Raw genomic sequence first — 13,098 nt, 5'->3', positions numbered from 1 at the left:
GAAAAAGTATAAAGAAACTGTTTAAAAGTACAGTCTTCAAGGTTTGTTAAAGGGTTTTCCCTAGGCTTTTTGCGGTGTGATTTGTCACACCTTTTCCGCTGCTCGGCGGTCTCGCAATCGGTGGCCTTCAAGTCATTGAATAAACCATTTGCAGGGCCTGCCACATCGGACTAAGGTGGCGTTGCCTGCACCTGCAGGCGCCGCCAAATGGAGCTTGGCAGCCTGCTCGACCGGCATTCAGTGCCCCGAGCGTGACACCTGGGCTTTCACGAGGCATACCCTGAAGGCAATACCTTGCCTTCTGCCGAACCGACGTTCAACTCGGGGACGCAAATCGATGGCATACGACCTTTGTGTCGGCCGTCAAGCCCGGTGCTGGATTCGTCCGCCACCGGGCTTTCTTTTTTGCTTTTATTTACAAGGTCGGTTGCGCGATTTCTGGTGGAATGCCGAATTCGTACACACCATAAGTCTCGCCCCTTGTCATCCATATTCGCTTCCAATCGTGCGCGACGCGCCTCTCTCGTGCTTGCTTGGAGCATCGGCGCGGTCATGCTGACTTGGCTGTTGGCCTGGTGGCTGGTTCCGATTGTGGTCAAGGCGCAGTTGGAAAAACGCGTTTCAGATCTGCTAGGTCGAGCAGTCATGGTAGGCGAAGTGGATTTTCGGCCTTGGACGCTGGAACTCACGCTGCTTGATGTGGCGGTAGCCCGCACATCCGGGCCATCGCCCCAACTGGAGATCAAGCGTCTCTATATAGATGCGGAACTGCAGTCCCTGGTGCGACTGGCACCGGTCATTGATGCAATCCAGATCGACGAGCCTGTTTTTCGGTGGGCCCAAACGGCGCCCGGCCGTTACGACATCGATGATGTGCTTGTGCGACTGGCTGCTCGCAGCACCCCTTCACCTGCTTCCACGGAACCCGCGCGGGTGGCTCTCTACAACATCACGCTTGCCGGCGGCGCGATGGATTTCGAAGACCGTACGGCGGGGCGTACCCAGTCAGTGCGCCAGTTGAACCTGGCGGTGCCTTTTCTCAGCACCTTGGCCGTGCACCGTGAGATCACCGTGACCCCCAGGCTGGCGTTCGAGCTCAACGGCAGCGCTTTCGAGACCACCGCCCAGGCCACACCTTTCGCGGCCGGCCATCGCGCTGATGTGCATCTCCAGGTCAGGCAGCTCGACCTGGCCCCTTTTGCCGCACACCTGCCTGCTTCTGTGCCCTTGCGGCTTCAGTCAGGGCTGCTGGATGCCGATCTGCGTCTGTCGTTCGAGCAGGACGCGCAGGCCGAGCAGGCGTCCATTTCTGTCACCGGTTCCGCCGCCATTCAAGGGGCTCGGCTCCTGGATCGGCAAGACCGGGATGTGGTCGCGTTCGACAGGCTGCGCGTGCAGTTACGCGACGTGCAGCCGCTCAAGCGAGTGGTTCGGCTGGGTGCGGTGGACTGGTCGGGCCTGCGCGCCGAGTTCCGGCGCGGTGCTGACGGCGCGCTGGACCTGCCAGGCTGGGTTCCAGCGTCCGACGGCGCGTCGGCAGTCCCGGCAACGCCTCCAACGACGGCTGCTGCCGGTGCCTGGCGTGTTGAGGTGAGCCGGCTGTCCGTCCAAGATGCCCTTGTCGGCTGGACCGACCTCAGTGTGGGTGGCGGCCGTTGGGAGGCGCGCCGCGTCCATCTGGTCAGCTCCGACATCGCCTGGCCCTTGCAGCGCCCGCTGCACTTTCAGGCTGACGCGCAAGTGGTGGGTGATGTGGCTGCAGTCGTCCCCGCGGCACAGCTGTCGCTGGCGGGGCAGGCTACCGATAGCTCGGCCTCCGCCGCGTTATCGGTGCAAGCCTTGCCGCTCGAGCTTGCGGCGCCTTATTTGAAGGCTTATCTGCAGCCTCGGCTCAGTGGCGCCGTCGATGCGGATATGGGGCTGGCTTGGAATGGGCCGGCGCAGGTGGTGAAGGTGGCAAAGCTGTCTGTCCGGGATGTGGCTTTGGCTTGTGGTGACGGAGCTTCGCCTTGTGCCGCCACGCTGGCCGAGGCCGGCATGAACAAGCCCGGCAAGGGGCGCCTGCTCGATCTGCAGAACCTGATGGTGGAAGACGCGTGGATTCGTCTGCACCAGCGAGAAGCCAGCGTAGGACGCGTTTCGCTGATTGAGCCGCGTGCTTTGGTATCGCGCAATGCGCAGGGGCATTGGGCTTTTGAAGACTGGCTGGCGCCACGCCCTGCGGCATCGATGCCGCTGCCACCAACATCGCAGGCCAAACCTCCTGCCGCCCCATCGGCCGCCAATGCACCCTGGACGCTGCAATTGAATGAGGCGGTCGTCGAGGGTGGCGCGCTGGCCTTCCGTGATGAGGCCGCGGGCAGGCCTGTGGCCATTGACCTGTCTTCACTGCAAATGCGCTTGCGAGATTTCGCACCCCTGGCGCAGGCGGGGTCGTCGCCGCTGTCGGCTCTCGACATTTCCGCGCGCGTCGGCTCGGGCCGGTTCGATCCGGGTCGCTTGAGTTACGAGGGTACTTTGCGTGTGGCGCCGCTGGAGTTGCAGGGCAAGGTGCAGGCAAGCCGTCTGCCTTTGCAGGCCATCGAGCCGTATATTGCAGACCGATTGAACGTGCGTATCGCGCGTGCCGAGGGTGGCTTTTCGGGGAATTTGCGGCATGCTCAGGCAGAGCGCGGAGCTTCCACCACCTTGCAGGGCGACCTGGTGTTCGACGAGGTTCGCGTGCGGGACGCTGGCGTGAACAACGGCGCAAGCTCGTCCGACGCCACGGCCGTCGTGGGCGGTGGTGGCCGCAGCGATCTGATTCGCTGGAAGTCCTTGGGCTTGCGCGGCGTGAACATAACCGCACTGCCAGGCCAGCCGGTGTCGCTGGAAGTGCGCGATACGTCGCTGACTGACTTTTTCGCCCGGGTCGTGCTGCAGGAAAACGGGCGCCTCAATCTTCAGGAGGTCGTCAAGGCGTCGGCCTCGCCAGCGGGGAACGTGAGTGGCACGGCGCCGTCATCATCGGCGCCTGGCGCTGCTGAGTCTTCAGGCCCCGACGCCATTGCGCGCGCGGCCGACGCGCCCACTCTGCGTTTCGGTCCCATCACCCTCAGTGGGGGCAGCGTGCAGTTTTCGGACCGGTTCGTGAAGCCGAACTATTCCGCCGACATCACCGAGCTTGCTGGGCGTTTGAGCGCATTCTCATCCGCCGTGCCGGGCGAGGGCGGTGAAGCACAGATGGCCGATCTGGAGTTGCGCGGCAAGGCGGAAGGCACGGCCGCCGTCGAGATCGTCGGCAAGCTCAACCCGCTGGCCCAGCCGCTGGCGCTCGACATCAAAGGCCGCATGCGCGATCTGGATCTTCCTCCACTGTCGCCTTACAGCGTGAAATATGCCGGGCATGGCATAGAGCGCGGCAAGCTGACGATGGACGTGAACTACAAAGTGTTGCCCAGTGGCGAGCTTACGGCCAGCAACCGACTGGTGCTGCGTCAACTGGCCTTCGGCGACCCGGTTGAAGGAGCGCCGGCCAGCCTGCCGGTGCGGCTGGCGGTGGCGCTGCTCGCCGACCGCAACGGTGTCATCGATGTGGATCTGCCTGTCAGTGGCTCGCTCAATGACCCGCAGTTCAGTCTGGGCGCGGTGATCTGGCGGGTCATCGGCAATCTGGTGATGAAGGCGATCACGTCGCCGTTCTCGCTGCTGGCGGGCGCGTTCGGAGGCACCGAAGACCTGGGCGTGGTCGAGTTCGCGCCCGGTAGCGCCGCTCTGCAGCCCGAAGCGCAGGCCCGGTTGGATAAAGTGGCCCAGGCACTGACGGATCGCCCGGCGCTGAACATGACGGTGGTGGGCGAAGCGGCGCTGGAGGCAGAGCGTGAAGGGTGGAAGCGGCAACGCCTGCAAGACCTGGTGCAGTCTGAGAAACGCCGCATGGCCGCGCGAACGGGGCAGGCCGCAGGGCAGGTGTCACCCGTGAGTGAAGCCGAGTACCCCCAATTGCTCGAAGAAGCGTATCGCCGTGCAGACATCAACAAGCCGCGCAATCTTGTCGGCATGGCGAAGGATTTGCCTCAGTCCGACATGGAAAGTTTGTTGCTGGCCAACATCCCGGTGCCCGCTGACGCCATGCGAAGCCTGGCGATCGCTCGCGGCGTGGCGGTACGCGACTATCTTGCAGAGCGCTCGGTCACGGTGGATCGGTTGTTTGTAGGCGCTCCTCGCGTGGATGGATCTGGCGATTCGTGGGGGCCTCGTGCCAGCTTAAGTCTGGAGAGGCGATAAGAGTGGCCGTTGAGGCGTCTGTTGCGTGTGACGCAACCGGTGCCGGTTGCAAGCCGCTTCCTGCACGCACACATACATATAAATAGATGCTTTCGATGACGCTCCACGAACTTGCTAGAGTGGCGCTTGCAGTGTGCTCGCACGTCCCCAACTGCGATCTCAATCGCTGATTCGGCGGTCGCGGCAATGACCCTGCGCAATCGGCGGCGATCAGCTGGCCTTCGGCGCAGATCAAAACCGGGCGAAAATAGCGTTTTCGATGGCTAACGCGCACAGGCGCGTCACGGGCCATCAGCGCTGGCCTCCTGTCAGCCATCCTTTCTCGTTACTGGATCCATGTTTCCTTTTTCTTCCCGCAGCAAAATGTCCGACGCACCTGAAGTGAATCCGGCCCCGGCCAAGGCCTCCGAGCCGCATCCTCTTGACGCGTTGACGGGCGGCGCCTTCTCTGCCCCCACCTCGGGCGAGCGCGCCTCGCGCATTCGTGACTGGCTGGCGACACAGCCCGAGCAGGAACAGCTCCAAGAAGTGTTCAAGGAGTTGAGCGCTCGCGACAAGGGCGCTGCCCGCGCAGTGCGCGAGCGGCTTGACGAACTGCGCCGGGCCAAGGGGCAGGAGGCCATTGCTGCCGAGTGGGCGGAGAAGGCCCAGGCATTGCTCGGTGCATCCAAGCTCAACATTGCCGACGCGATGGCCTGGCAGCGGGACGCCGCCAAGGCTGGCGCGCCGCTGTCCCGCGAGCCTTTGTCGGCCTTGAAGGGCCAACTGGCCGAGCGAGTGAAGACCATCGAAGACCTGCAGCACCGCGTGCAGGTGCAGCGTGAAGCGGCCGTGTTGCTGGCTCAGCGCATCGAGGTGCTGTCCACCAAGCCGTGGCGCGACGCCCATGCCGCGCTGGAGGTGCTGCGCACCGACGTAGGCCGTTGGCAGGAGCAGGCGCAGGAGCTGGCCAGCGACGCAGCCTGGCCCAGCGTGGAAGCGCGCTTTCCGCCTCTGCTGGACGCATCCCGCGCACAGTTGCTGCTGGTGTGGGACGCCTTCCAACCGGCAGTTGCGCAGGCTGCCGCCGCTGCAGACGACACCAATGCTCCACTGCCGCCCGTGCCGGTGTGGGCGGACGAGTTGCGTGTATCGCGCGGCTTGCCTACCGAAGCGGCAGCTGTTGCCACCAAGTCCGAGCCCCGTCAGCCTGCCAAGCCCAAGGTCGACCCGCAAGTGCGCGACAAGGCTGTGCAAGCGGTGAGCGAGTCGCTGGCCAAGCTGGAGCAGGAAACGGCTGAAGGCCACGGCAAGGCCAGCGTCGGAGCGGCTGCGGCCCTGCGCGCTGTGCTGAAAACGCAGGGCAAGCACATCGATGCCGCCTTGGAGCAACGCGTGCATGGTGCGCTGGTGGCGGCCGGCGAGCTAGAAGGTTGGCAACGCTGGAGCGCCGATCAGGTCCGTGAAGATTTGGTGGCGCGAGCCGAAAGCCTGCTCAAGCGCCCAGACGGCCAGGCCTTGGGTGGCCGCAAGATGCAGGAAACCCTGCGCCACCTGCGCGACCAGTGGAAGCAGGCCGACCAGGGTGGTCCGGCCAATCACGCGCTGTGGAAGAAGTTCGACGAAGCCTGCAATGCGGCGCACAAAGTGGTAGAGGCGTGGCTGGACAAGGTGCGTGCCGACGCTGCGGAGCACAAGGCCCAACGCGTGGCGCTCATCGACGAGCTGAAGGCATGGACGCAAGACCAGTTGCCTGCGCTGACGTCTGATCTGAAGTCGGTCAACCGCGCGCTGCATCAGTTCAGTGACCGCTGGCGCGATGGTGGGCATGTGGGCGAAAAACTCTTTGCCGAATTGCAACCGCAGTGGAAGCAGGCTTTCGCTGCTGCGGCCGCGCCTCTGGAGAATGCGCAGAAGGACAGCGTGGCACGCCGCCACGCCATGATCGACGAAGCGGGCGAGCTGGGCGCGTCGCCAAGCCTGCGTGTGGATGCCGTGAAGGCCTTGCAGCAGCGTTGGCAGGCCGAGGCGCAGTCGGTGCCGCTGGATCGCAAGCACGAGCAGAAGCTGTGGGACGCCTTCCGCAAGCCTATTGATGAAGCATTCAACCGCAAGACGGCAGAGCGCGAGCGCGCTACGACCGAGCTGAGCGCCCGTGACCGCGCTGTGCTGGACGCGTCCAAGGCGCTTGAGGCTGCCAATGCCACCGGCGATGCCCAGCGCATCCGCAGTGCCATGGCCGACCTGGAGAGCGCGTTGCGCAGCCAGGCCCAGGGCGACGGGGCGGCAACCAGCGAGAATATCAAGCCAAAAACGGCTGCAGCGCCCGTGGATCAAGCGCAAGATGCTATAAAAAATGTAGCAGATGACGCCTCTGGCGGCGAGCAGTCAGCTGAGGCTGATGCATCCGCACCAGCGCCCGCTGCTGCGCCGAAGGTGGCTCCGCGCCCTGTGGTAGCGGTCCGTGGCGACGATCGCCCCGGCATGAAAAAAGATGTGCAGCCAGCGGCCGGTGGCCGCGGCGGTCGTCCAGACAGTCGCAGCAAGGATGGCGCTCGCGGACCGCGGGATGCCGGACGTGCCGGTGGTGATCGTTTCGGTTCGGATCGCGGCGGTCGTTTCGGCGACCGTGGCGATGCGCAGGAATCGCGTGGCCCGCGCCTGGGCGACACGGCTTTCCGTGCCCAGCGCGACGCTATCGAGCATGCCCAGAGCGCGCTGCGCAAACTGGCCGCTCAAGCCCATGGAGAGGCTCTGACCCAGGTGCTGTCCGCTTGGAGCCAGCGTGATCCAGCTTTGCTTCCAAGTGCGCAAGACTTGGGTGGTCAAGTCAATGCCGCGACCCGCACCGCCTGGGCGCAGGCTTTGTCCTCTACAGCGACTGGCGACGCTTCTCAATCGCTGCTGCGCCTGGAGATGGCTGCCGAGGTTCCCACCCCGGCAGAGCAACTGTCGGAGCGCCGTGCACTGCAGTTGCAGTTGCTGACCCGCCGCAACGACCCGGCGCCTATACAGACCTGGGGCCAGGACACCGCGCGCGTGTTGGCCAGTTCCAGCGATGATGCCACGGCGCGGCGCTTGCAGAATGCCTTGAAGGCGTTGCTGAGGAAGTAGGGCGATTTGTTCGAAATAGGGTGCACCGAGAAGGCGGATGTTTTTCTCGGTGCGACCATGAAGTCTTGCCAAGCAGAGCCGCTGCCTCACTTTAGTGCGACCTTCGGTGCAAACCAAGCAGGCAAGAAAAAAGCCGCTGTGAAACACAGCGGCTTTTTATATTTGGTGCCCAGGAGAGGACTCGAACCTCCACGATGTTACTCGCTAGTACCTGAAACTAGTGCGTCTACCAATTCCGCCACCTGGGCATTTCAGGAAAGATCGAATTATAGAACAGATTTTTGGCGTCTCGAACAACTCGACGCGAAGGATGGCGCTGATGTAGACCGACTTGGGATCGACCGGCTTTGTCAGCAGATTCAGTTTTGAAAAATAAAAAAGCCGCTTTGTACAAAGCGGCTTTTCTTGCAGAAACCCGGACGGGTTCTCGTTAAACTTGGTGCCCAGGAGAGGACTCGAACCTCCACGATGTTACTCGCTAGTACCTGAAACTAGTGCGTCTACCAATTCCGCCACCTGGGCTTTCAGGAAAGACTTAGATTGTATATTAAAAAATTGAACTCCAGCACCGCCACGTTGCCAGGCGCCGATGAAATCGAAGGTAGCGTGCAGGGGCACCGGGACGGTCATGGTTTTGTTCTGCGTGACGACGGTGAGGGCGATATCTACCTGCCCCCCAACGAGATGCGGGCAGTGCTGCACAAGGATCGCGTGCGGGTGCGCATCGTCAGGCAAGACCGGCGTGGTCGCCCCGAAGGCCGGGTGGTGGAAATCGTCGAACGTCCTGCGCATCCCATCATCGGCCGTCTCTTGCAAGAGAGCGGTGTGTGGCTAGTGGCCCCAGAAGATAAGCGCTACGGCCAGGATGTGCTGATCCCGAAGGGCGCTACGGGCTTGGCCAAGCCGGGGCAGGTGGTTGTCGTCGAGTTGACTGAGCCTCCCGCGCTGTTCGGCCAGCCTGCTGGTCGCGTCAAGGAGGTATTGGGGGAGGTTGACGACCCCGGCATGGAAATAGAGATCGCAGTGCGCAAGTACGGCGTTCCCCACGAATTTTCCGAGGCCTGCCTTGCTCAGGCGAAGGCGTTGCCCGACAAGGTGCGTCCTCAGGACAAGCGCAAGCGAGTGGATCTGACCGATGTTCCGTTGGTCACGATCGATGGTGAGGATGCCCGCGACTTCGACGACGCCGTGTACTGCGAGCCCGCCAAGGTCGGCCGAGCGAAAGGCTGGCGTTTGCTGGTGGCTATTGCCGATGTGAGCAACTACGTGGAAACGGGCAGCGACATCGATATCGACGCGTATGACCGGGCCACGAGCGTGTATTTTCCCCGTCGGGTGATTCCGATGCTTCCGGAGAAACTCTCTAACGGTTTGTGCTCACTGAACCCGGAAGTGGAGCGGTTATGCATGGTGTGCGACATGCTGGTTTCCGCCAAGGGCGAAGTCCATGCCTATCAGTTCTACCCGGCGGTGATGTTCAGCCATGCACGCTTCACCTACACCGAGGTGGCGGCCATTCTTGCGAACACGCGTGGGCCTGAGGCCAGCAAGCGCAAGGCGCGGGTGGGTGATCTGCTCAATCTTCACGATGTGTATCGTGCCTTGCTCGGCGCGCGGCAAACGCGCGGTGCGGTGGACTTCGAAACGACCGAAACGCAGATCATCTGCGACGAAAACGGGCGGATCGAAAAAATCGTTCCTCGCACACGCAACGAGGCGCATAAGCTCATCGAAGAGGCGATGCTGGCCGCGAATGTCTGCAGTGCTGACTTCATTGCGCAAGGCAAGCAGCCTGGCCTGTTCCGTGTGCATGAAGGCCCGACGCCGGAAAAGCAGGAGATGCTGCGCAGCTATCTGAAAGCCATGGGTGTCGGAATGTCCATCAGCGACGATCCAAAGCCTTCTGAATTCCAGGCCATCGCCGCTGCCACGAAGGATCGGCCTGACGCGCAGCAGATTCACACCATGCTGCTGCGGTCCATGCAGCAGGCGATCTACACACCTGTGAACAGCGGCCATTTCGGTCTCGCTTTTGAGGCGTATACGCACTTCACCAGTCCCATTCGCCGGTATCCGGATCTACTGGTGCATCGGATCATCAAGGCGATCCTGGGCCAGACGAAGTACAAGTTGCCGGCACTGCCAACGCCGGGGGAAGCGCATGCCAAGCTCGCCAAGCGCTTGGCGGCGCGTGTTGCTGCGCCTTCGAACAAGCCGCGTAAAGAGACTCCCCCGCCGTCGCGGGAAACGCAGGCCTGGGAGGCGGCTGGCCTGCATTGCAGTGCGAATGAGCGGCGCGCAGATGAAGCCAGTCGTGATGTGGAAGCCTGGCTCAAGTGCAAGTACATGCGCGAGCATTTGGGCGAGGAGTACAGCGGTGTGGTCAGTTCAGCCACCAGCTTTGGCATCTTCGTCACGCTTGACGCCATGTACGTGGAGGGTTTGGTGCACATCACCGAACTCGGCGGCGAGTACTTCAAGTTTGATGAGGCCCGGCAGGAGTTGCGCGGCGAGCGCACAGGCATTCGATATTCCATCGGAACGCGGGTCCATGTGCAGGTAAGCCGAGTAGATCTGGACGGGCGCAAGATTGACTTTCGTTTGGTAAAAGATGGTGAGGCATTCGTGCCTGCAAAACCTGCACGCGAGCGGGGTGCTGAAGCGTCACGGGCACCGCGAAACGAGCCGCGTGAAGACGAATCTTCCGCATCCACCAGAAGCGGACGTGGTTCCAGATCGCGCACAGAGGGCGTACTGGAGCGCCCGGCCCGCGGTGGCGCGGCCACTAAGACGGCAGGAAAGAAGCCGGCGGGTAAAAGCGCTCCCAAATCCCGTCGGTCCCGGCGCTGAGGCAGCGGTAGTCGCCGGGTGATTGCTGTAAATCGCCACCCAACTTTGAAAGCGAATCGTGGAAGCTAAAACCAAGGTGGCGATCGTCACTGGTGCGGGGACGGGTATCGGCCGGGCTGCTTCTCTGGCGCTCTTGCGCGACGGCTGGACGGTCGTATTGAGTGGCCGTCGAAATCAGCCGCTGCTGGACGTTGCGGAAGAATCGACCGTGGGCGAGCGTGCGCTGGCCATCTCCTGCGATGTCGCCGATCCGCAATCCGTTCGATCACTGTTTGAGCGCACGGTCGAGACATTTGGGCGTGTGGACTTGCTCTTCAACAATGCAGGCGTTGGCGCGCCCGCTGTTCCCCTGGACGAGTTGTCGATCGAGCAGTGGAAGCAGGTGGTGGACATCAATCTGAATGGTATGTTCTACGGCATTCAAAACGCCTTCCGCGTGATGAAGTCGCAGTCGCCGCGAGGAGGGCGCATCATCAACAATGGTTCCATTTCGGCGCACACACCGCGGCCCAATTCGATTGCTTACACCGCCACCAAGCACGCTGTGGTTGGGTTGACGAAAACAGCCTCTCTGGACGGGCGCCACTTCGATATTGCGGTAGGGCAGATCGATATCGGCAACGCCGGAACTGCCTTGGCTCAACGCATGACGCAAGGGGTGATGCAGGCGTACGGGCAGGTCGCTCCGGAGCCGTTGATGGATGTGGACATTGTCGGGCAGTCGGTGCTCTACATGGCGAATCTTCCGCTGGAGGCCAATGTGATGTTCCACACCGTCATGGCAACGAAGATGCCTTTCGCCGGCCGTGGTTAGTGCGGTGTGGAGCCGAGTGCCATCGACGCTGTGGCCTTGGGCCATGGCATTTCGCTGCGCTCTTGTCGCTACGGCTTTGGCGGCAGCGCTCTGTCCGGTAACTGGGCTCTCGCAAACCATCGAGGACCACAATGCGATGGCCTCGCGCGTCCTCGCCTGCACCGCCTGCCATGGCAAAGAAGGCCGCTCAACGCCCGATGGCTACTTTCCGCGCATTGCAGGCAAGCCTGCAGGCTATCTGTACAACCAACTGATCAATTTCCGTGATGGGCGCAGGAACTACGCGCCGATGGCGCACCTTTTGCGGCATCTCACAGATGCCTATCTGTGGGAGATGGCAACGCATTTTTCCGCACTCGACCTGCCGTACCCGTCTGCGCCCGCACCCAAGGTGCCTAAAGCACTGTTCCAGCATGGCGAACAGCTGGCTCTGCGAGGTGATCCTGCCCGCAAACTTCCTGCATGCGTTCAGTGCCACGGCGCTGACCTGGCCGGCGGGCGGTACATCCCAGGTCTGCTCGGGTTGCCTCGTGACTACATCAACGGGCAGATCGGCGCCTGGAAGACCGGTGGGCGCCAGGCGCATGCACCTGACTGCATGGCTCGTGTGGCGGAGAAACTGACGCCGGCTGATATCGGCGCCGTGTCTGCATGGCTCGCCGTTCAGCCGGTGCCGCTGTCAGTGCCGCGCGCACATGTGAATCCACTAACACCGCTGCCCTGCGGCGGTATTGGACCTGGTGCAGGCGAGGGTGGGTCATGAGTCGCTCTACTGTGCGTTGGCTGCTATGCGCCATCGTGCTGCTGCTACTGGTATTGGCATGCGTTTCTGTTTTGTTGATACGCCCGGCAGGCTTGGTTGCGCCGATGGCTCAGGAGCAGCTTTCGCGGTTGGAGCCATCGTCCGAGCGCATTGCGCGTGGCGAGTACCTGGCCCGGTTGGGCAATTGCCGCGGATGCCACACCGTGCAAGGCGGTGAGCCCTTTGCCGGCGGGCGCGGTATCGAAACACCATTCGGCACTGTTTATTCGCCCAACCTCACATCTGATCCCGGCACTGGCACGGGTCGATGGACTTCAGAGGAATTCTGGAGGGCCATGCACGAGGGCAAGTCACGCGATGGGCGGCTGCTTTATCCCGCATTTCCGTACTCTAGCTACACCTATGTGACGCGGGATGATTCGGATGCCATTTTTGATTACCTGCAGTCGTTGCCAGCCGTAGTGCGGGCAAACCTTCCTCACGCATTGCGCTTTCCATTCAGCACGCAGGCCGCTTTGTCCGTTTGGCGGGCTGCTTATTTCCGACCGCAGGCGTGGCAGTCCCGGTCAGACAAGCCAAATGAATGGAACCGAGGTGCCTATCTCGTGCAAGGTCTCGGGCACTGCGCCGCATGCCATGCGCCGCGCAACGCCTGGGGTGCCACAGTGAATGCAGACGGACTGGGCGGCGCAATGATGCCAGTGCAGAACTGGTATGCACCTTCCTTGGCCGCGCCGAGCGAAGCGGGTGTATCAGGCTGGCCTCAGCAGGATGTCATCACCCTCCTTCAGACGGGAGTTGCTCCTCGTGCTTCGGTCTCTGGCCCGATGGCCGAGGTGGTTTTTGGCAGCACGCAATTCCTCCAGGACGCGGACGCCCAGGCGATTGCGATCTATTTGCAGTCGCTGCCTATGAAGGAGCCCGAATACCAACTATCCAATTCGCCGATGGCAGATAGCGGCAGGCAGGGCGGGGAACTGTATGCACGCCACTGTGCGCAGTGCCATGGGGATTCCGGCGAAGGCCGGGCTGGCCAATTTCCGGCCTTGGCGGGCAACAGGGCGGTCAACCTGCGCAACCCCACCAACCTTGTGAAAATAGTTCTGGAAGGCGGTTACGCCCCGGCAACGGCAGGAAATCCACGGCCACATGGCATGCCGCCTTTCAGCCAGTCGCTCAGCGACGATGAGATCGCGGCTGTGTTGACCTATATCCGGAGTGCCTGGGCAAATCGAGCGCCGCCGTTGACTACTATCGACGTCTACCGAGTGCGCGAACGTCGCGCACCTTGATCGATTTTTCGAAGGCTACT

The 13,098-nt window shown here is 62.4% G+C and carries 7 protein-coding genes and 2 tRNA genes; 6 read left to right on the top strand and 3 right to left on the bottom strand.

The annotated features are described in order from the left end of the window. Positions 1-266: 266 nt before the first annotated feature. Positions 267-647 (bottom strand): hypothetical protein, encoded by a 381-nt coding sequence (locus RQI28_RS03900; protein ID WP_311230884.1) that lies wholly within the window; start codon positions 645-647, stop codon positions 267-269. 10 nt (positions 648-657) lie between these two features. On the opposite strand from RQI28_RS03900, the gene RQI28_RS03895 reads away from it, so the two are divergent. Together RQI28_RS03895 and RQI28_RS03890 are read left to right on the top strand one after the other, a co-directional pair. Next, on the top strand, positions 658-4,266 hold the full coding sequence (locus RQI28_RS03895) for a DUF748 domain-containing protein (protein WP_311230883.1): 3,609 nt from the start codon (positions 658-660) through the stop codon (positions 4,264-4,266). A 336-nt stretch (positions 4,267-4,602) separates the two neighbouring features. Continuing rightward, on the top strand, positions 4,603-7,359 hold the full coding sequence (locus RQI28_RS03890; protein WP_311221251.1) for a DUF349 domain-containing protein: 2,757 nt from the start codon (positions 4,603-4,605) through the stop codon (positions 7,357-7,359). Positions 7,360-7,522: 163 nt separating this feature from the next. On the opposite strand, the gene RQI28_RS03885 is transcribed toward RQI28_RS03890, so the two are convergent. Further along, positions 7,523-7,607, bottom strand: a tRNA-Leu gene (locus tag RQI28_RS03885). Between the two features lie 189 nt (positions 7,608-7,796). Further along, a tRNA-Leu gene (locus RQI28_RS03880) sits at positions 7,797-7,881 on the bottom strand. A gap of 18 nt (positions 7,882-7,899) precedes the next feature. Here RQI28_RS03880 and rnr point away from each other — a divergent pair. The 4 genes from rnr to RQI28_RS03860 all read left to right on the top strand — a co-directional run bounded on the left by rnr (position 7,900) and on the right by RQI28_RS03860 (position 13,078). Next, on the top strand, positions 7,900-10,209 hold the full coding sequence (rnr, locus tag RQI28_RS03875) for a ribonuclease R (RefSeq protein ID WP_404976831.1): 2,310 nt from the start codon (positions 7,900-7,902) through the stop codon (positions 10,207-10,209). A 58-nt stretch (positions 10,210-10,267) separates the two neighbouring features. Beyond that, entirely contained in the window at positions 10,268-11,023 is a 756-nt protein-coding gene (locus RQI28_RS03870; protein WP_311221249.1) for an SDR family oxidoreductase, read from the top strand. A 136-nt stretch (positions 11,024-11,159) separates the two neighbouring features. Beyond that, positions 11,160-11,786, top strand: coding sequence for a c-type cytochrome (locus RQI28_RS03865; RefSeq protein ID WP_311221248.1), 627 nt, complete (start codon positions 11,160-11,162; stop codon positions 11,784-11,786). Next, positions 11,783-13,078 (top strand): cytochrome c, encoded by a 1,296-nt coding sequence (locus RQI28_RS03860; protein ID WP_311221247.1) that lies wholly within the window; start codon positions 11,783-11,785, stop codon positions 13,076-13,078. Before RQI28_RS03865 ends, RQI28_RS03860 begins: the two co-directional genes overlap by 4 nt. Positions 13,079-13,098: the final 20 nt, after the last annotated feature.

It is taken from the genome of Acidovorax sp. WCS2018Noco2-16 (assembly GCF_031843945.1).
In the GTDB taxonomy this organism is placed as follows: domain Bacteria; phylum Pseudomonadota; class Gammaproteobacteria; order Burkholderiales; family Burkholderiaceae_C; genus Paracidovorax.
The sequence above is the reverse complement of the archived record's forward strand: the minus strand, read 5'-3'. Positions and strand labels throughout refer to the sequence as shown.